At 64.3% G+C, this 19,362-nt stretch carries 21 protein-coding genes; 6 read left to right on the forward strand and 15 right to left on the reverse strand.

What is annotated here, in order from left to right:
- Positions 1-51: 51 nt before the first annotated feature.
- Positions 52-864, forward strand: coding sequence for a BPSS1780 family membrane protein (locus ACV17W_RS05120; RefSeq protein WP_462595359.1), 813 nt, complete (start codon positions 52-54; stop codon positions 862-864).
- A gap of 89 nt (positions 865-953) precedes the next feature.
- Here the strand turns inward: ACV17W_RS05120 and ACV17W_RS05125 are convergent, their stop codons facing one another.
- From ACV17W_RS05125 to ACV17W_RS05175, 11 genes are all read right to left on the reverse strand, one after another.
- Positions 954-2,327 carry a replicative DNA helicase gene (locus tag ACV17W_RS05125; RefSeq protein ID WP_462595360.1) on the reverse strand — a complete coding sequence of 458 codons (1,374 nt, stop codon included), beginning with the start codon at positions 2,325-2,327 and terminating at the stop codon, positions 954-956.
- An 8-nt stretch (positions 2,328-2,335) separates the two neighbouring features.
- Positions 2,336-3,166: a hypothetical protein gene (locus ACV17W_RS05130; RefSeq protein WP_462596468.1), complete on the reverse strand. Its 831-nt coding sequence runs from the start codon at positions 3,164-3,166 to the stop codon at positions 2,336-2,338.
- Between the two features lie 88 nt (positions 3,167-3,254).
- Entirely contained in the window at positions 3,255-3,710 is a 456-nt protein-coding gene (gene rplI, locus ACV17W_RS05135) for a 50S ribosomal protein L9 (RefSeq protein ID WP_462595361.1), read from the reverse strand.
- A 15-nt stretch (positions 3,711-3,725) separates the two neighbouring features.
- Positions 3,726-3,998 carry a 30S ribosomal protein S18 gene (rpsR, locus tag ACV17W_RS05140; RefSeq protein WP_012249960.1) on the reverse strand — a complete coding sequence of 91 codons (273 nt, stop codon included), beginning with the start codon at positions 3,996-3,998 and terminating at the stop codon, positions 3,726-3,728.
- A gap of 75 nt (positions 3,999-4,073) precedes the next feature.
- Positions 4,074-4,397: a primosomal replication protein N gene (gene priB / locus ACV17W_RS05145; protein ID WP_462595362.1), complete on the reverse strand. Its 324-nt coding sequence runs from the start codon at positions 4,395-4,397 to the stop codon at positions 4,074-4,076.
- Between the two features lie 34 nt (positions 4,398-4,431).
- The gene (rpsF, locus tag ACV17W_RS05150) at positions 4,432-4,809 is read right to left on the reverse strand and encodes a 30S ribosomal protein S6 (protein ID WP_462595363.1); all 378 of its coding nucleotides are present in this window, start codon (positions 4,807-4,809) and stop codon (positions 4,432-4,434) included.
- A gap of 180 nt (positions 4,810-4,989) precedes the next feature.
- Positions 4,990-5,787, reverse strand: coding sequence for a GTP cyclohydrolase FolE2 (gene folE2 / locus ACV17W_RS05155; protein ID WP_462595364.1), 798 nt, complete (start codon positions 5,785-5,787; stop codon positions 4,990-4,992).
- A 171-nt stretch (positions 5,788-5,958) separates the two neighbouring features.
- Entirely contained in the window at positions 5,959-7,821 is a 1,863-nt protein-coding gene (dxs, locus tag ACV17W_RS05160) for a 1-deoxy-D-xylulose-5-phosphate synthase (protein ID WP_462595365.1), read from the reverse strand.
- Positions 7,822-7,829: 8 nt separating this feature from the next.
- Entirely contained in the window at positions 7,830-8,741 is a 912-nt protein-coding gene (locus ACV17W_RS05165) for a polyprenyl synthetase family protein (RefSeq protein ID WP_462595366.1), read from the reverse strand.
- A gap of 4 nt (positions 8,742-8,745) precedes the next feature.
- Positions 8,746-9,012, reverse strand: coding sequence for an exodeoxyribonuclease VII small subunit (locus ACV17W_RS05170; protein ID WP_462595367.1), 267 nt, complete (start codon positions 9,010-9,012; stop codon positions 8,746-8,748).
- Positions 9,013-9,095: 83 nt separating this feature from the next.
- Positions 9,096-9,923: an IclR family transcriptional regulator gene (locus ACV17W_RS05175; RefSeq protein WP_462595368.1), complete on the reverse strand. Its 828-nt coding sequence runs from the start codon at positions 9,921-9,923 to the stop codon at positions 9,096-9,098.
- A 108-nt stretch (positions 9,924-10,031) separates the two neighbouring features.
- Between ACV17W_RS05175 and ACV17W_RS05180 the strand changes: the two genes are divergently transcribed.
- The 3 genes from ACV17W_RS05180 (at position 10,032) to ACV17W_RS05190 (ending at position 13,468) form a co-directional block, all read left to right on the forward strand.
- Positions 10,032-10,997 carry a Bug family tripartite tricarboxylate transporter substrate binding protein gene (locus ACV17W_RS05180; protein WP_462595369.1) on the forward strand — a complete coding sequence of 322 codons (966 nt, stop codon included), beginning with the start codon at positions 10,032-10,034 and terminating at the stop codon, positions 10,995-10,997.
- Between the two features lie 154 nt (positions 10,998-11,151).
- Positions 11,152-12,171: an acyltransferase gene (locus tag ACV17W_RS05185; RefSeq protein ID WP_462595370.1), complete on the forward strand. Its 1,020-nt coding sequence runs from the start codon at positions 11,152-11,154 to the stop codon at positions 12,169-12,171.
- A 142-nt stretch (positions 12,172-12,313) separates the two neighbouring features.
- On the forward strand, positions 12,314-13,468 hold the full coding sequence (locus ACV17W_RS05190; protein WP_462595371.1) for an aromatic ring-hydroxylating oxygenase subunit alpha: 1,155 nt from the start codon (positions 12,314-12,316) through the stop codon (positions 13,466-13,468).
- 118 nt (positions 13,469-13,586) lie between these two features.
- On the opposite strand, the gene ACV17W_RS05195 is transcribed toward ACV17W_RS05190, so the two are convergent.
- Positions 13,587-14,441 (reverse strand): sulfurtransferase, encoded by an 855-nt coding sequence (locus ACV17W_RS05195; RefSeq protein WP_462595372.1) that lies wholly within the window; start codon positions 14,439-14,441, stop codon positions 13,587-13,589.
- A gap of 21 nt (positions 14,442-14,462) precedes the next feature.
- Entirely contained in the window at positions 14,463-15,317 is an 855-nt protein-coding gene (locus tag ACV17W_RS05200) for a DMT family transporter (protein WP_462595373.1), read from the reverse strand.
- A 148-nt stretch (positions 15,318-15,465) separates the two neighbouring features.
- On the opposite strand from ACV17W_RS05200, the gene htpX reads away from it, so the two are divergent.
- The gene (gene htpX / locus ACV17W_RS05205) at positions 15,466-16,347 is read left to right on the forward strand and encodes a protease HtpX (RefSeq protein ID WP_462595374.1); all 882 of its coding nucleotides are present in this window, start codon (positions 15,466-15,468) and stop codon (positions 16,345-16,347) included.
- A 33-nt stretch (positions 16,348-16,380) separates the two neighbouring features.
- Here the strand turns inward: htpX and ACV17W_RS05210 are convergent, their stop codons facing one another.
- Together ACV17W_RS05210 and ACV17W_RS05215 are read right to left on the reverse strand one after the other, a co-directional pair.
- On the reverse strand, positions 16,381-17,370 hold the full coding sequence (locus tag ACV17W_RS05210; protein ID WP_462595375.1) for a quinone oxidoreductase family protein: 990 nt from the start codon (positions 17,368-17,370) through the stop codon (positions 16,381-16,383).
- Positions 17,371-17,446: 76 nt separating this feature from the next.
- A complete protein-coding gene (locus tag ACV17W_RS05215) occupies positions 17,447-18,394 on the reverse strand; it encodes a DMT family transporter (protein WP_462595376.1) in 948 nt (315 codons plus the stop codon).
- Positions 18,395-18,459: 65 nt separating this feature from the next.
- Between ACV17W_RS05215 and ACV17W_RS05220 the strand changes: the two genes are divergently transcribed.
- Positions 18,460-19,317, forward strand: a complete 858-nt coding sequence (locus tag ACV17W_RS05220; protein WP_462595377.1) for a DMT family transporter — start codon at positions 18,460-18,462, stop codon at positions 19,315-19,317.
- Positions 19,318-19,362 lie beyond the last annotated feature (45 nt).

Consider the following 19,362-nt stretch of genomic DNA (forward strand, 5'->3'; position numbering starts at 1 on the left):
CCGACGCCAGCATAATTGAGTGTAGAACCCTTTACGACCCGACAGAACCTTATGCAAGCAGCATATTTACCCGCATCGTATGGTTGGCAATGGGTGCGCGACGGCCTGCGGCTGTTCAAGAAACAACCCCTGGCGGTCTTTACGTGGGCGCTGGTCATCAGCCTGCTGGTGCTTTTCGCCACCTTCACCCCGCCCGTCGGGCCTCTGCTGTTTGTCGCCCTGATGCCCGTCATCACGCTGATGACGCTGGCTGCCTGTAAACATATCGAGGCCGGGCGCGTCATGCTGCCCTCGATGTGGCCCCAGCCGCTGCTGCGCCCCGGGGTTTTCAAGAAAATGGTGCTCATCGGGGTCATGTATGCGGGTCTGTGCATCTCGGCCGGCCTGGTGTCGTTCATGCCGTTTGCCCACGCGCTCACCGAAGGCATGCGCGTGGCCTCGATCGAACAGGACCTGACCCCTTTCATCAGTGCGATGCGCGTACCGCTGATCCTGTTCGGCGCGATGTACGTCATCATCGCCGCGTTGTTCTGGCACGCACCCGTGCTGGTCGCCTGGCACGGCCTGCGTATCGGCCAGGCGCTGTTCTATTCGGGCATCGCCTGTTGGCGCAACAAATGGCCCTTCCTGGTCTACGGCGCGGCGTGGGTGCTGGTGTTCCTGTTCATCGATCTCTGTGCAGGCCTGCTGGTCAGCGCCGGCATACCGCCATCGCTGGCGGGCACGCTGCAGATTCCGTTCAACATCGCCGCCGGTGGCGTGCTGTACTGCAGCTTTTATCCCGCCTACACCTCGGTCTTCGGCATCGAGGATACGCACGCCCGGCTCGACAATAACGACGGCCAGCCGCAGTCCGAGCCCTGAACGCCGCCGCCTGCGCCAGCCGTGCGAGAGCGCGACGGCCATGCCCGCGGGTGTGTCCGCGCGGGCGGCGAGCCCTGGACCCCCGCGCCTCAGTACTGCGGGGCGGCGGTGAAGTTCAGGAAGCGTGTGCTGGAGCCCTGGAATGTCAGGCGTACCGTGCCAATCGGGCCGTTACGCTGTTTGCCCACGATGATTTCGGCGGTGCCCTTGTCGGGCGAATCAGGGTTGTAGACTTCGTCGCGGTAGATGAACAGGATCAGGTCGGCATCCTGTTCGATAGCGCCTGATTCACGCAGGTCGCTCATCACGGGACGCTTGTTGGGCCGCTGTTCCAGGCTGCGGTTCAACTGCGACAGGGCAATCAGCGGGCAGTTGAGCTCTTTGGCGAGACCCTTGAGCGAGCGGCTGATTTCAGAGATTTCGGTCGCGCGGTTTTCACCTCCGCCGTTGCCCGCCATGAGTTGCAGGTAGTCGATGATGATCAGCCCCAGCTGGCCGCACTGGCGCGCCAGGCGCCGGGAGCGCGCGCGCACTTCCATGGCGCTGAGGGCCGGCGTTTCGTCGATATAAACCTGTGCGTCCTGCATCAGCTGCACCGCATGCGTGACGCGAGGCCAGTCATCGGCCACCAGCTTGCCGGTACGCATGCGGTGCTGATCGAGCATGCCCACCGAGCCCAGCATACGCATGGCCAACTGCACCGCGCCCATTTCCATGGAAAACACCGCCACCGGCAGCCCTTGCTCGATGGCGACGTGTTCACCGATGTTCATCGAGAACGAGGTCTTGCCCATAGACGGGCGGCCGGCCACGATGACGAGGTCGCCCGCCTGCAGGCCGGACGTCATTTTGTCGAGGTCGGAAAACCCGGTGGGCACACCGGTCACGTCGGAATCGCCTTCGCGGTGATACAGCTCGTCGATACGCTCGACCACCTGCGTCAGCAGCGGTTGGATTTCCTGGAAGCCGGCCGAGCCCTTTTCGCCTTCCTGGGCAATCTTGAATACCTTGGATTCGGCCTCGTCGAGCAGCTGGCGGGCCTCTTTGCCTTGCGGATTGAGCGCGGCGGCCGAAATCTCATCGGCGATGGAAACCAGCTTGCGCAGCATGGCGCGCTCGCGCACGATCTCAGCGTAGCGCCGGATGTTCGCGGCTGAAGGCGTGTTGTGCGCCAGCGCATTCAGGTAAGCCAGGCCGCCGGTATCTTCGGCCTTGCCGGCGCTTACCAGCGATTCATTCACGGTGATCACATCGGCAGGCCGCGCCAGGCCAATCAGCCGCGCGATGTGATGCCAGATCAGGCGATGGTCGTGCCGATAGAAATCGGCTTCGTCGAGTACGTCGGCAATCCGGTCCCAGGCAGCGTTGTCCAGCAGCAGCCCTCCCAGCACCGACTGCTCGGCCTCGATGGAGTGCGGGGGCACGCGCAGGTAATCAAGCTGGGAGTCGGCGGGTGTAGTCATCGGGTGATCTAGTAAAGAGTACGCAGGGTGTCGGCCACCCTGAAAAAACCTTGGACATCTCGCCCCGGCAACCTGCCCGCCACGGGGCGCAGCACAGCGGCGAACGCGCCCGTGACGCGCGCCAGGCGAACGAGCCGGCTGCGCACGGCGGGCGCGGGATGGGCCTCGAAATAGACATCCAGCATCAGTTTACCCAGTGCGGGCAAATTGTCATCGTGCAGCTTGCGCAGACCCAGCAAGGACGATAACAGCTGATAGAGATCGTAGGCCTGTGCCAGCGGCAACGAGAGGGCGCCGCCGATGTTCTCTTCGAAATCGATGCGCCACAACTTGCCGTCGCGCAGAGTGACGTTACGAATCTGCGCGCCACCGTGCCAATGGCCGGCCGAGTGGAATTCCGCCAGGTCGGCGGCCAGGCGGCGCACCCATTGCACGCGTTGATCCGCATCGGCGTGGCGCACCAGCCCCGCCATGTCGACCCCCACGTGTTCCAGCACCAGCAGTCCGGGTGCGTGCCACCATACTTCGGGCACCCGGCAGCCCGCCTGGGACAAAGCGCGCAGGCGCTCCGCCTCGTACGGCAGACCATTGCGCAGCAGTACCCCGGGGCGCGGGAATTCGCCCAGGAACAGCTTGCTGCCCACCGCCAGCAACAGCGCGCGCAGATAGCGCACGGCGTAGCTGGCACCGCGCAGCAGGCCCGGCCTGCGCCGTTTGACCACGCACGCGACGCCGTCTATCACGATTTCGCGCACGGCAGGTTCTCGCGAGCCGTCGACGCTGTCGAGCCAGGCTCGCAGGCCGGCCGGCGCTTGCTCATGCTGGGATGGCTGGTTCAGGTGACCCATGCTGGATAGTGGCGCAATGTGCCCTTCAAGTAAAAAAGCCGGCACGGCCGCCGGCTTTTTTACGGGTACCGAACGGGACTCAGGCGATATCGCCTTCGACCAGTACGTTCACGTCGACGGTGACATCGGCGTGCAAGGCGACCTGGACGGGATACTCGCCCACGGCCTTCAGTGCGCCGTTGGGCAGGCGCACCTGGCCCTTTTCAACGGCGTCGAAACCCGCTTTCCTCAGGCCTTCGGCCACGTCAGCGTTGGTGACGGAACCGAACAGACGGCCATCGACACCGGCTTTTTGCAGGATCTTCAGCTGGAAGCCGGCCAGGCGGGCGCCCAGGGCTTCGGCAGCGGCGAGCTTTTCGGCCTGGACTTTTTCCAGTTCGGCACGGCGAGCTTCGAATTCCTTCAGGGCGGCGTCGGTGGCGCGACGGGCCTTCTTCTGGGGAATCAGGAAGTTGCGGGCGTAACCGTCGCGCACGCGGACGACTTCGCCCAGGTTGCCGAGGTTGACGACTTTTTCGAGCAGGATGACTTGCATTTCAGTAACCCCGGATCAGTTGTGGTTGTCGGTGTAAGGCAACAGGGCCAGGAAGCGCGCGCGCTTGATGGCGGTGTCCAGCTGGCGCTGGTAGTGTGCCTTGGTGCCGGTCAGGCGTGCCGGGATGATCTTGCCGTTTTCTTGAACGAAATCACGCAGGGTGTCGAGATCTTTGTAGTCGATCTCTTCGACGCCGGCAGCGGTGAAGCGGCAGAACTTGCGACGCTTGAACAGCGGGTTCTGCTGCGTGAATTTGCGTTTCTCTTTGCGTTTTCCGAAGAAAGCCATGATGTGCCTCTTAGTCTAGTCGGGCCGCGGACTGGTTCCGCAAGCCCGGAATCTGTGTCTGGTTCCGGTGTACCGTCATGCCACCAACGGGTCGCGCCCTGCACTGCCGCCGATCTTGCGGGCCAGCTGCATGTGCAGCTTGACCTTCACCGAATCCTTGCGCGCAGCAGCCAGAAAGCCCTGCACGTGCAGTTCGGTCCCCAGAGGGGTGCCGGCCAGCAGTTGTGCCAGATCGCCCAGGGCCACGGCGGTAATTGTGAGCTCGACGCGGCGCGGATGGCCTGCTTCGACGATTTCCGACTCGTGGGCCAGCAGCATTTCCAGCGCTGGCACGCCGGCAGGAGTATGGCGCAAAGGCTCGCATTCGAGAACGCGGGCGCTGAGTTCCAGGGTGTTCATCCGGCCGGAGCGTAGGTGGTACAGCGTTGCCGGCTTACTGAGCCTGGGCCGGCGCCGACGCTTCGGTGCTGGCCTTGCGGGCCTCTTCGCGCTCGACCGACTTCATCATGATCGAGGGCGCGGTCTGGGCCTTCTTGGTCTTGATGACCAGATGGCGCAGCACGGCGTCGTTGTAGCGGAACGAATGCTCGAGCTCGTCGAGCGTGGCCTGGTTGCATTCGATGTTCATGCAGACGTAATGGGCCTTCACCAGCTTCTGGATGGGGTAGGCCAGCTGACGGCGACCCCAATCTTCCAGGCGGTGCACCGTACCGCTCTGGCCGGTGACGAGCGCCTGATAGCGCTCGACCATGGCGGGCACTTGCTCGCTTTGGTCCGGATGGACAATGAACACTACTTCGTAGTGACGCATGGGTAAAACTCCTTGAGGATGTCTTGCTTGCAAGGGGGCACGAAAGGCGCCACCACCCGCCCGCAAGGGGCAGCCCGCCGCCCCGATAGAGCACGGTCGAGCAAAGAAAGCCCTCGATTATCGCCTGTTAGGGCGTGATTTGCAAGTGGCGGGGTCGTCTGCCCCGCCCCCTTGCAGCAATCAGCCTTCGACGACAGCGTAGGCAGAATGATTGTGGATCGACTCGAAGTTCTCGGCCTCGACCCGATAGCGCGCCACACCCGGGTGGGCTGCCAGCCGAGCCGCCACGTCACGCACCAGATCTTCGACAAACTTCGGGTTGTCGTAGGCGCGTTCGGTCACGTATTTTTCGTCGGGGCGCTTCAGGAGCCCCCAGAGTTCGCAGGATGCTTCGTCTTCGACGAGGCGGATGATGCGGTCCATGGCGACCTCGCCATTGAAAATGGCCGACACGGTGACGTGCGAACGCTGGTTGTGCGCACCGTATTCCGAAATCGCCTTGGAACACGGGCACAGGCTGGTGACCGGAACCTGGACCACGAGTTCGAATTCCGCCTGGTCGCCGGCCGCCCGCGCGATCCACTGGACTTCGTAATCGAGCAGGCTCTGCACGCCGGACACAGGGGCCGACTTGTTCACGAAGTACGGAAACGCCGCGGTGAGGTCGCCACGTTCGGCGTGCAGCAAAGGCAGCATTTCGCGCGCCATGTCGGCAAACAGCGCCGGCGTCATGGGTACGCTGCGGTATTTCTCGAGCAGCGCCACGAAGCGTGACATGTGGGTGCCCTTCTCTTCGGCGGGCAGGGCCACCGTGAGGGTCCAGTTGGCCACGGTGGGCTGCGGCGCGCCGTCGGCGCCCGCCACCAGCATGGGATGCCGCACGCCACGGATGCCAACGCGCTGAATGGGAATGTGCCGCGTGTCAGCCGAGCTTTGGACATCGGGCATGACCAGGACGGGATCGATCGGAGAATTCATAAGGTTACCTGTCAGGGCCGGGAAGAAGAATTGCTAGGCCCTGAAATATGTTAGCGGAGCCATTATTACCGAAAAGCACAGCAGGAGGTGGGGAAAACCCTCCTACTAGTAGGTTGGTGGCGCGATGACCACACCGCGCGAGGCCCCGGCGGTTGCCGCGCCGCGCCGGCGTTATCCGTGATTGGAACCGAACCTCTGGCGGATCGAACCTTCGATTCCCGCCGCGTCCAGGCCCACCCCCGCCAGCAGTGCAGCCTGGTCGCCATGGTCGATGAAGCGATCGGGCAGGCCCAGCTGCAGCACCGGCACGGTAACCCCTTCCTGGTTCAGCACTTCGGTGACGCCGCTGCCGGCGCCGCCCATGATGGCACCCTCTTCGACAGTGACCAGGGCTTCATGCGAGGCAGCCAGTTCGAGAATGAGTTCGCGGTCGATGGGCTTGACGAAGCGCATGTCGGCCACTGTGGCACCGAGCGATTCGGCCGCGGCCAGCGCGGGCTGGAGCAAGGTGCCGAAAGCCAGGATGGCGATCTTGCTGCCCTGCCGGCGTACCAGGCCCTTGCCCAGCGGCACGGTTTCCAGGCCGGGCGACACGGCGGCACCGCAACCGGCACCGCGCGGATAACGCACCGACGCCGGACCCGGGTGTTCATAACAGGTCGACAGCAGCAAGCGGGTCTCGGCCTCGTCGGACGGGGTGGCGACAACCATGTTAGGCACGCAACGCAGGTAGGCGATGTCGTAGTTGCCGGCGTGGGTTGCCCCGTCGGCACCCACCAGCCCGGCGCGATCGAGCGCGAAGGTGACGTCCAGGTTCTGCAGGGCCACGTCGTGGATGAGCTGGTCGTAGCCACGCTGCAGGAACGTGGAATAAATGGCCACCACCGGTTTCTGCCCTTCGCAGGCCAGCCCCGCAGCGAAGGTGACGGCGTGCTGCTCGGCGATTCCCACGTCGAAATATCGGCGCGGAAAGCGCTGTTCGAATTCGACCATGCCGCTGCCTTCGCGCATGGCCGGCGTGATGCCCACCAGCTGTGCGTCGCGTTCGGCCATATCGCACAGCCACTGCCCGAACACTTGCGTGTAGGTCTTGCGCGTCGAGGGCTTGCCCTGCTGGATGCCCACCGCCGGATCGAACTTGCCCGGACCGTGATACAGCACGGGGTCGGCCTCGGCGAGCTTGTAGCCCTGCCCCTTGCGCGTGACGACATGCAGGAACTGCAGGCCTTGCAGCGCCTTGAGGTTCTGCAACGTGGGAACCAGGGCATCGAGGTCGTGGCCATCGATGGGGCCCACGTAATTGAAGCCCAGCTCTTCGAACAGCGTGGCCGGCGTGACCATGCCCTTGGCATGTTCTTCGAACCGGCGAGCCAGTTCAAGCACGGGCGGCACGTGCTGCAGCACGGCGCGGCCGACATTCTTGGCCGTGGCATAGAAGCGCCCGGACATCAGGCGAGCAAGGTAGCGGTTCAACGCGCCCACTGGCGGTGAAATCGACATGTCGTTGTCGTTCAGCACCACCAGCAGGTTGATATCCGGCGTGACACCCGCGTTGTTCATCGCTTCGAACGCCATGCCGGCCGACATGGCGCCATCGCCGATGACAGCGATATGGTTGCGCTGCACGCCCGTGTTGCGCGATGCGACGGCCATGCCCAGCGCCGCGGAAATCGATGTCGACGAATGCGCGGTGCCGAAGGCGTCGTATTCGGACTCGCTGCGCTTCGGAAAACCCGAGATGCCGCCAGCCTGGCGCAACTGAGCCATGCCGGCACGCCGGCCGGTCAGGATCTTGTGCGGATAGGACTGGTGGCCGACGTCCCAGACTATGCGGTCATGCGGAGTGTCGAATACCTGGTGCAGGGCAAGCGTGAGTTCGACCGTGCCCAGATTGGACGACAAGTGGCCGCCCGTTCTGGATACTGACTCGAGCACGAAGCCACGCAACTCGGCGGCCAATGCCTTGAGTTCGCGTCGGTCGAGTCGGCGCAGGTCGGCCGGCGTTTGGATGCGGTCCAGCAATTCTGTCGTCATGCTTGGTATCAGCGGTCTCTGAGTACGATGTAGTCGGCCAGGCGCGCCAGCATCGAGCCGGCATCGCCCAGCGGGGTCAGGGCGGCGTGCGCCGTGGCGCGCAGTTCTTCGGCAAACGCACGAGCCTCATCCAGGCCCAGCAGCGATACATAGGTAGGCTTGTTGCCGGCGGCATCTTTGCCGGGCGTCTTGCCCAGGCTGGCACTGTCGGCCGTCACATCGAGGATGTCGTCGACCACCTGGAAGGCAAGGCCTATGGCCTCGGCGTAATTGTCGAGCGCCAGCCGAGTGCTCGAGCTGGCCCCGGACACGATACCACCGAGGGCTACACTGCACGCCAGCATGGCGCCGGTCTTCATGCTGTGCATGGTCTGCAGCTCGTCACGCGACAACGTACGGCCCACACTGTGCAGATCGATCGCCTGACCGCCTGCCATGCCGAGACTTCCGGCCGCACGGGCGAGCGCCTGTGTGGCCTGCACCACCAACGCGGGCGCGATCGGCATGGCCGCCAGCAGTTCGAAGGCCAAAGGCTGCAGCGCATCGCCCGCGAGCATGGCGGTAGCCTCGTCGAACTGGACGTGCGTGGTAGGACGTCCGCGCCGCAGCGTGTCGTCATCCATGCAGGGAAGATCGTCGTGAATCAATGAATAGGCATGGATCAGTTCGACCGCCGCGGCCGCGCGGTCCATCGATGCCTCGATGGCGACTGCGCTGCCATTGATCGGGCACGCCTGCCCTGCGGCGTAGACCAGCGCGGCGCGGATCCGCTTGCCGCCGCCCAGGACGGCATAGCGCATGGCCTCGTGCAAGCGCACCGGCAGCACATCGGCGGCAGGCAGGCATTCGTCCAGCACCGATTCGATGTGCTGAGCGCGGCCCTGCAGCCAGTCTTCGAACGCAATATGTTTGGGATTCATGCGCTTATTCGTCGTCGAGCGCGCGCGGGTCCAGCGGCCGAAGCAGGCCGTCTTCCAGTACCTTGACCTGCTGTTCCGCCTGCGCCAGCCGCTCCTGGCACACGCGCGTCAGCTCGACGCCGCGCCGGTATGCCGCCAGTGATTGTTCAAGGGGCAGCGATCCGTCTTCCATGGCGGCGACCAGCGTTTCGAGTTCGGCCAGCGCCGTTTCGAAATCCTGGGGCAAAGGGCGGTCGTCTTGCCGGGGATCAGTTTGCGAAGAAGTAGCCAAACAGGGGCTCCGTGCGCGGGAATAAAGGGGGTGATTCTCGAATTGTACGATGCTGCGCCCTACCCCCACGGTTGCCCGACGACTCAGGGGCAGCCCGACAACTGGCGGGCCACCTCGCGAAGCGCGGGTGCGATGCGCTCGCGCAAGGTCGCCGTGGGCAGCAGTGCCGCAGGCCCACCGCAACTCATGACGAACAGGCCTTCGCCGGTGACGGACTGGAACGGAATGGCGACGGCATTGATGTCGTCCCGCCATGCGCCCAAGGCATAGCAGCAGCCGGTGGCCGCGAGGTCGGCGCGCGCCTGCCGCACCACGTCGGGCGCAGGGGCCTCCTGCCCCAGCCGGTCCAGCAACTCAGCGCGTTGCGCGTCGGGCAGCGCAGCCAGGTAAGCACGACCCATGGCGCTGTCCAGGCTGGCGCGGTAGCCGACCGGAAGGCGCAAATACAGTTGAGAAGAACCGTGGATGGCTTCGACGTACACCATGGCATCGTTGTCGAATGCGCCGAGCGCCACCGCGCCCCCGGTGGTCCGGGCCAGTTGAACCATGGAGTCGCGAGCCAGTTCGCGCACTTCCAGACCCGCCAGGACCCCGAATCCGAGCGCAAGCACGCCCAGGCCCGGCGAATACTTGCCGCTGTCGGCGTGGTATCGCAGGTAGCCCAGTTCTGTGAGCGTGTAGGTCAGGCGGCTGATGGTGGGCTTGGGCAGCCCCGTCAGGCTGGCCAGGTCCTGGTTGCCCAGCGTGGACGCGCCGCGGCCGAAGCAGCGCAACACATCAAGCCCCCGAGCCAATGCCGCAATGAACTCGGGCGCGGCGCGCCCCTGGGCCGGGCCGCGCCGGCGTCGTGCCGGCCCGCTGAGCGGCGTGGGGTCGGAATCCGGTACGGAGGGATCGAAAGGGGCTTGCATGGGGACGCTTTCGTTCTTATAGTTTATTTCGGCTAACAAAATTGAATTCCACGATACGGAATTTACTCGAAGTCGACCATCTCGTCCATGATTGCTACAGGGGAAAACATGTTCAAACGAGTCACCACCTACGCCGCCGCGTTCGCCTTATCGGTGTGCGCCAGCCTGGCCCACGCCGCGTATCCAGAAAGGCCCATCACCATCATCTCTCCGTTCCCGGCGGGCGGAGCCACCGATGTGCTCACGCGCATCCTGGCCGACCGCATGGGCAAGGCGCTGCAACAGAGCATCATCGTCGAGAACAAGGCCGGCGCCGGCACGACGATCGGGGCTGCCTATGTCAGCCGCGCCACACCCGACGGCTATACCTTGCTGATGGCCACCAACTCGACACTGGTCACCAACCGCTTTCTGTATAAATCCCTGCCCTACGACCCCGACCGCTTCGCCCCCATCGGCATGGTGGGCATAGGCCCGCTGATTCTGCTGTCGAGCAACAAGACCGGGTTCAACAGCACCTCCGATGTAGTGGAACGGGCCCGGCAACGCCCGGGCGCGCTGACGTTCGCAACCTTCGGTCCGGGCACCTCGTCGCACCTGGCCGGCGAATTATTCAAGCAAGAGGCCGACATCGACCTGCTCCATGTGCCCTACAAAGGGGCCACCCAGGCGCTGCCTGCCGTCATCAACGGCGATGTCGACCTCTTCTTCGACATGGTGGCCACGGGCATGCCCCAGGTCGAGGCCGGCAAACTCAAGGTGTTCGGCATCACCAGCAAGGCGAGGCTGGCAACACTGCCCGACCTGCCCACGCTGGCCGAGCAGGGCTACCCCGCCTTCGACCTGACGGCTTGGTTCAGCTTTGTGGCGCCCGCCGGCACACCGGCCGATGTACTGACCACTTTGCAGAATGCCTTGGTCACGACGTTGCAGGATCCGCAGGTCCGCGAAAAGATGCTGGGCATGGGCATCGAGCCTCGGTCGGGCACCGCGCAGGAACTGTCGGACCAGATCCGCAACGAACAATCCATCATTGAAAAGCTGGTGGAACAGGCCGGACTGGAACGTCAGTAAGCGCATCAGTTGCAACAAAATGCCCCTGTCCCGGCTTGCCTCACGCGCAGGTTTGCGTTTGCAAGCCGGGGTTAACGGTTCGAAACATGGGCGCGAGACGGTGCGGCTAAGCTAGGGACAACCCTAGTCAGCCGGAACGCCGTCTCAAGTGCCCATGCCTCAGCCCGTTGCAGAAGATCCACACCGCCTGAACCGACTCGATGCCGCCCGATGGATGGCGGCGCTGGCGGTGGTTTTGCTGCACAGCGCCGCGCAGTCGGTGTCCGACGCCGGCGCGTACGGCACGGCAGAGTGGGCGACTGCGAATTTCTACGACTCGGCGGTACGCTGGTGCGTGCCGGTCTTCGTGATGGTCAGCGGCGCCCTGCTGCTTGATGCCAACCGACCCGGCGACGCCCGACATTTCTACCAGCGGCGTGCCATGCGCATCTGCGTACCCCTGGTGTTCTGGACGCTGTTCTACCTGAGCTGGCGTTCGCTGCTCGACTGGTGGGACGGCGCTGGCGCGGATTTCTCCTTCTGGCCTCGCAAGGTGGCCGAAGGCGCCCCGTATTACCATCTCTGGTACTTGTACATGATCGTGGGCCTGTACCTGTTCGCGCCGCTGGTGCGCGCGCTGTACCAGCGCAGCCAGCCTGCTGCGCGACGCCTGTGGGTGTTGGGCATTCTTGGCGTGGCCATCCTGGATGCCCTGTACCGGCAGGCCATGGACGCCGGTCACGGGTTCTTCCTGACCTGGTTCCTGCCCTACCTGGGTTATTTTCTGGCGGGCCGCATGATCTATGACGGCGAATTGCGCGTACCCCGCCCTGCGCTGGTGCTGGCTTTGAGCGTGCTGGCGACAGCTTGGGGCGTCGACTTCCTGTCCGATGCGGGTCAGCTCAATCTGTATTTCTATGACTATTTCAGTATCACGGTGCCATTCATGTCGCTGGCGGTGTTCCAGCTCATCCTGGACTCGCCGCGCCTGCCCACGCTGTCCACGCTGGCCCCACTGACGTTCGGGGTGTACCTGATCCATCCGTTGTTCCTGGACCTGGCTGATCGGGCGCCCACTCCGGCCCTGCCCGGGGCGGCGTGGAACGTTCCACTGCTTGCGGCCACGGTCTTCGTACTGTCGGCGGCGAGCAGCTGGTTATTGCGCAGGCACCCGGTGACCCGGCGATTGGTTTGACGGCGCCTGGTTCGGCGGCAACACGCGCAGTGCGGCACGAGGGATAGGGTACAATTCACGGTTTGATCGGCCAGCCCGATTTTTCTTCGCGCCAGCACGGAAACTCTGCCGTCCTGGCTTTTTTATCCGAGCGGAGGGAATCATGACCGACATTGGTCGGATGGCGCATGTCGTGCCGGCTCGCACCCAGCTTCCCGTCAGCGCATATTTTGACGAAGCCCGCTTTCACCGCGAGCAAGAACTCATCTTCAAGCAATCCTCGTTGTATGTCGGTCACCAGAAGCTGGTTCCCGAAATCGGCGATTGGCGCACCCTGCCCCAGGAAGACGGCGGGCGTGTGCTGGTACGAAATGGCCAGGGCGTCGAACTGATCTCGAACGTCTGCCGGCACCGCCAAGCCCTGATGCTGGGCGGACAGGCCGGCAACGTCACGGGTCATGCCGCCGGACATGGCAACCTGAAAGATACAGGGGGCAACATCGTGTGCCCGCTGCACCGCTGGACGTACAACAATCGCGGCGAGCTCCTGGGCGCGCCTCAGTTCGAATCCACGCCCTGCATGAACCTGCAGCGTTTTCGCCTGCGTGATTGCCATGGCCTGCTGTTTGAAGGTCCGCGCGACCCGAGCGCTGATCTTGCGCCGCTTTTTGCCCGACCCGAGTTCGATTTCGGCGACTACGTGCTCGACCACGTCGAAGTTCACCAGTGCAACTACAACTGGAAGACCTTCATCGAGGTCTATCTCGAGGACTACCACGTCGGGCCGTTCCATCCCGGGTTGGGCCGCTTTGTCACGTGCGACGACCTGAGCTGGGAATTTTCCGACTGGTACAGCCTGCAGCGCGTCGGCGTGCACAAAGCATTGGCACAGCCCGGCTCGGACGTATACAGGCAGTGGCATGACCGCGTGCTCGACTACCGGGCGGGCGAATCCCCCGACTTCGGTGCAGTGTGGGTCACGTACTTCCCCACACACATGATCGAGCTGTACCCGCACGTACTGGTGCTGTCGACCCTGTACCCGAAAAGCCCGCAGGAAACGGTGAACGTCGTCGAGTTCTACTACCCCGAAGAAATCGTAGCCTTCGAGCGCGAATTCGTCGAGGCGCAGCGCGCGGCTTATATGGAAACCGCCATCGAAGACGATGAGATCGCCGAACGCATGGACGCCGGACGCAAGGCGTTGATGCTGCGCGGCGTCAATGAAGCGGGCCCATACCAGTCGCCCATGGAAGACGGCATGCAGCACTTCCACGAATGGTATCGGCGCATCATGCAGGAACCCGATCCCGCATGACCGAGGGTGGTCGGCAAGGTGCGGCCGGCAAGGTGCGGCCGGCAAGGTGCGGCCGGCAAGGTGCGGCCGGCGCGGTGCGGCGGCCGAGGTGCGGCCGTCCGGGCGGACTCCCGCCGGCCTAGGCTCCGCGCGCCACCGGCCGCGCGGGGTCACTGCACCATTCGCTCCACGACCCCGGATACAGACGCGAACCGGGCAGCCCGGCGATTTCCATTGCAAGCAAGTTGTGGCATGCGGTAATGCCTGATCCGCATTGATGCACGACGGAAGCCGGATCCCGGTCGCCCAGCAGCTGCGTGAACTCTGCACGCAACTGTTCCGGTTGCTTGAACCGGCCATCGGCCTGCAGGTTCTCGACGTTGGGACGGTTCAGGGCGCCGGGAATGTGTCCGGCGACCGGGTCCATGGGTTCGACTTCTCCGCGATACCGATTGGCGGCGCGGGCGTCGATAACAGTGAACACGGGCTGTTTCAGATTGGCCAGCACGGCTTGCGCGTCGACGGTGCCCACCAGGGGTTCAGCCAGCGGTGCGGACGACGCGCCTTGCGCGCCGGACTCAGGCTGCTCGGTAGCAACAGGCAACCCGGCGGCATTCCAGGCCTGCCAGCCGCCGTCGAGCACGGCCACGCGCTCGTGCCCTAGCCAGCGCAGCATCCACCACAAATGCGCGGCAAACATGCCGCCGCTGGCATCGTAGGCCACCACCCGCGTGTCGGCCTGCACACCATGCGAACCCAGCAATGCCGCCAGCTCGCTGCGCGACGGAAGCGGGTGGCGGCCGTTCGTGCCCGTGCGAGGCGCCGCCAGCTCGGTCTCGTGATCGAGAAAGCGTGCGCCCGGGATGTGACCCTGGTCGTAAGCCCGGCGCCCGGCCGCGTGATCGGTCAGGTCATGGCGCACATCGAATATGCGCAGGCTGGATGATTGCAGACAATCAGCCAGTTCTTGCGGAGTAATCAGCGTTGTGGTCATGCAAGCTCCTACTGAGTTGATTCAGGCCTCGGGGGGCATGCGCATGGTACGCCAGACCGACAGCAGGCCGGCCGCGATGATCAGGCCCATGCCGGCCCAGGCCAGGGCATCGGGATGGTCGCCCCAGAGCCCCATGCCGAGCAAGGCGGCAAAGATGATCGTGGAATACTGCAGCGCAGCCGTCAATAGCGCCGAGCCGACACCGAAAGCGCGGGTCATGGCCAGCTGGCCGAACAGCCCCGCCAGCCCTATCCCCACCAACGCGGCGTAGCCGAGGGGATCGGCGTGCCCCCAGCCCTCGAGCCCCAGGCCGCCCATGCTGCTCAGGCAAACAGCCAGCGAAAAAAACAGGACGGTGCGCCACTCGGGTTCTCCGATGCGGCCCAACTGGCGAATCTGCAACATGGCCACCGCCGACATGGCGCCCGCGGTCAGCCCCAGCGCGGCTGCCAGCCATTGATCATCGTTGATGCTGGGCCTGAGCACGGCGATGACCCCCATAAACCCCAGGGCCACGGCCGCGATGCGGATGCGGTCACGCTGCGCCCCACCCCAGCCCAGCATCCAGCAGGCGATGAACAGCGGCGCGGTGTAGTTCAGGCTGGTGGCGGTGGCCAGGGGCAGGCGCGACAGCGCGAAAAACCCGAGCCACATGGACGTGACGCCGGCCAGGTTGCGCCAGAGGTGCAGGCGCCAGCTGACGGGCACGATGGACTGCCGCCCCGCGCGCGCCCACAACAGCAGCAGAATCACCGACGGAAAGCCGCGAAAAAGCACGATCTGAGGTAAAGACGCGCCGTGTTCGGTGGCGAGCTTCACGAAAGACCCCATCATGGCGAACATGGCGGACGCCACCAACATCCAAAGAGCCTGCATTGAGGGGCCAGGTAACGGAAATAGAAGAAAAATAGGGGAAAGCGATACTATACTCCCGCTCCAGAACGCCTATTGGCGCCCGCGCGGGAACCGCAATGCCGCGCGGCGGTCAAAAAGGCGCAATTGCTCGCATAGGACACCAACCAGCATGAAACGCGTTTTCCTGTTCGTCATTACCAACCTGGCCGTCATGGTCGTGCTCTCGGCCACGCTGCGCATCCTGGGCGTAGACCGATACATCACGGCGCAAGGCATCAACTATCAGGCGCTGCTGATTCTGTCGGTGGTCATCGGCTTCACCGGCTCGATCATTTCGCTGCTCATCAGCAAGCCCATGGCCAAGTGGTCCACCGGCGCGCGGGTCATCGATCCGGCAGCCCCGCAGGGCCACCGCGAAGCCTGGCTCGTCGATACGGTGCACCAGTTGGCCGACCGCGCTGGCATCGGCCATCCGGAAGTCGCCATCTACGAAGGCCCGCCGAACGCGTTCGCCACGGGCGCCTTCAAGAACGATTCGCTGGTAGCCGTGTCGACGGGCTTGCTCGAAAGCATGACCGAAGAAGAAGTGGCTGCCGTCCTGGGCCATGAAGTCGCGCATATTGCCAACGGCGACATGATCACCCTCACGCTCATCCAGGGCGTGGTCAACACGTTCGTGGTCTTCTTCGCGCGCATCGTCGGCTACTTCATTGACCGTACCGTGTTCCGCAACGAGCGCGGCGTGGGGATCGGCTACTTTGTCACCGTGATCGTCTGCGAAATCATCTTCGGCATGCTGGCGTCGATTATCGTTGCGTGGTTCTCGCGGCAACGCGAATACCGCGCCGACGCCGGCGCGGCCCAGCTGATGGGTTCACGCGAACCCATGATGCGCGCCCTGGCTCGCCTGGGCGGCCTGGAAGCGGGCGAACTGCCGAAGTCCTTCCAGGCCTCGGGCATTGCCGGCAAGGGCGGCCTTGCCGCGATCTTTGCTTCGCACCCGCCCATTCCCGCCCGCATCGCCGCCCTGCAGCACATGCGCGTGGCGTAATCCGGCAGCCGCCCGCGCCGCGGGCGGCTGATTTCATTCCAGTGTCAGAATGGTGGCGCCGGTGGTCTTGCGCGACGCAAGTGCCGTCTGCGCTTTACCGGCATCGGCCAGGGCATAACGCTGGTCGATGCGAACCTTGATCTTCTTCTTCAAGACCAGGTCGAACATTTCGGTAGCCGCCGCGTTCAGCTTTTCGGGCGTGTTCACGTGCAGTCCCAGCGACGGCCGCGTCACATAGAGGCAACCCTTCTGGTTCAGGGTCGCCAGATTGACGCCCGACACCGGGCCCGAAGCATTGCCGAAGCTCACCATCAAACCACGCGGTTCGATGCAGTCGAGCGAGGTTTCCCAAGTATCTTTGCCCACGCCGTCATACACCACCGGCACCTTCCTGCCCCCGGTCAGCTCGAGCACGCGTTCCGCCACGTTCTCCCGGGAATAGTCGATGGTCTGCCAGGCGCCATGCGCACGCGCCAGCTCGGCCTTTTCCGGGCTGGACACCGTGCCGATCAGTTTGACGCCCAGCGCCTTGGCCCATTGGCAGGCGATGAGGCCAACCCCGCCCGCCGCGGCATGGAACAGGATGGTCTCGTTGCCCTGCAGGCGGTACGTCTGACGGAACAGGTATTGCACTGTCAGGCCCTTGAGCATGAGCGCGGCCGCGTCGTCGAAGCTCACGCCCTTGGGCAGCTTGACGACCTGGGCCGCGGGCACATTGCGCGCTTGCGCGTAGGCGCCGATCGGGCTTTGCCCGTAGGCCACGCGGTCGCCTTTTTTCAAGTGCCTGACCTCGGCCCCCACCGCTTCCACCACGCCGGCTGCCTCGAAACCCAGGCCGTGCGGCAGCGGATGCGGATAGAGGCCGCTACGGTAATAGATATCGATGAAGTTCAGGCCGACGGCATGCTGCCGGATGGTGACCTCGTTGGGAGCCGGCGCCGCCAACTCTACGTCGACGAGTTGCAGCACTTCCGGGCCGCCATGCTGTTCGATGCGGATTGCCTTGACGAGATTGCTGGCCATGCGGCCTCCTTTCGTGTGTGAGTTCAGTGTTGAATTCTTGGACTGCATTGGCGGCGCATCGCCGCGATTGGTCGACTTACCCCTTGCCTGCCGCGCTCCGTCCCATCAGTACGAAAATACCCAGCAGCACCAGCGCTGTGCCGGCCAGCTGCCATACCGTGATCGGCTCGCCGAGCAGCCATGCCGCCAGGAACAGGACGGACACCGGGCCGACCATGCCCAGAAGCGACGCCGTCGGCGCGCCGACAAGGGCCACGGCCCACATCAGCATGAACACCGGCGCCACCGTATTGAGCGTGGCATGCACCAGCGAATATCCGTACACACCAGCAGGCTGCACCAGCATGGATGGCGGGTGGACCAGGAAGAACTGCACGATGCAGGCCAGGCACGACACCAGCATGGCGTAGGCCACCAGCCTCGTCGCGCCGACCCGCTTGACGAGCTCACCGGTACAAACCAGGTACACAGCATAGCTGAGCGCCGATCCGAAAATGAAGAAAGCCCCTAGCACCACGTGGGAACCGGCGCCCTGCTGCAGGTCTTGAGCGAAGACTAGGATCACGCCCAGGTAGGAAGCAATCATGGCGAACCATTGGCGCCCCGTCACCGGCCGCTTCAGCCACCAGGCCGTCAACAGCACCACCATCGTGGGCGACAGGAACAGAATCAGTCTTTCCAGGCTGGCGGTCACGTAGCGCAGACCGAGAAAATCCAGGAAGCTGGAAAAGTAATAGCCCAGCAGCCCCAAGACGCACAATTGCACCCGCTCGCGAGCAGTGAGCACCGGAAGCTGGCCGCGCGACGCACGGCGCGCCTCGCGCCAGGCCACGACTGCAAAGAATGGCATCGCGAACATCATGCGGAACGCGATCAGGGTCACGGCATCGATGCCGTACCGGTAGGTAAGTTTGACCACGATGGCCTTTGCCGCGAAAAGCACGGCGCCCAGCGTAGCCAGGAAGAAACCGAGTAGGCGGGGTGAGGCGACGGACGATGACCAAGACCTGGCTGGGCGATTCATGCGATGATTTTATATTCTCGAGCGCCCGTCCGGGGCGCAGTTCCTGCAATTGCTGCCCGCTTTCCATGACCCGCCAACGCGCTCTCGCATACATCCATATCGCCGCCGTACTGTTCGGCCTTACCGGCGTGTTCGGCGAACTGATCCAGGCCAGCGCAGCGGTCATTACCCTGGGCCGGGCCGGCTTTGCCGTCGCGGCGCTGGCCGCTTTCGCGCGCATGCAGAGACGCCCCCTGTTCGGCGCGTTGACGCCGGCCCAGCTCTTCATGCTGATTGTCGCGGGCGGCCTGCTGGCGGCGCACTGGGTCACGTTCTTCATTTCGGTCAAGATCGGCGGCATCGCCATTGCCACCCTGGGGTTCGCCAGCTTTCCGGCGTTCATCACCCTGCTTGAAGCGCTGCTGTTTCGTGAACGAGTCGGAACGGCAGAATGGCTGTTGCTGGGCATGGTCACGGCGGGCCTGGTGCTCGTCACGCCCTCGTTCGATCTCGCCAACGAGGGCACCATCGGCCTGGCCTGGGGCATACTTTCCGGGCTGTCGTTTGCCCTGCTCGCGCTGACCAACCGGCGCTCGACGGTCGGGCTCGACCCCATGCAGGTCGCCTGCGGCCAGAACATCGTCGTGGTGCTGGCCATGCTGCCGTTCGCAGCCAGCCAGCTGCCCGTGCTGCCCGCCCTCGACTGGCTCTGGCTGGCCTTGCTGGGTGTGTTCTGCACCGGGCTGTCGCATTTCCTGTTTGTGTCCAGCCTCACCCGGCTCAACGCCCGCAGCGCCGGGCTCGTCATCGCCCTTGAACCCGTCTACGCCATAGGCTTCGCCTGGCTGCTGTTCGCGCAGCAACCGACCTTGCGCATGGCCGCCGGTGCCGCGCTGATCGTGGCCGCCATCGTCTGGTCGGGCCTGCGCAAGAGCGCCCCATGAACTGAGCAGGCTGACAAATCTATCCCTTGACAATATTTGCCTAGG

The organism is Bordetella sp. MIP270_01_BMS (assembly GCF_054958705.1).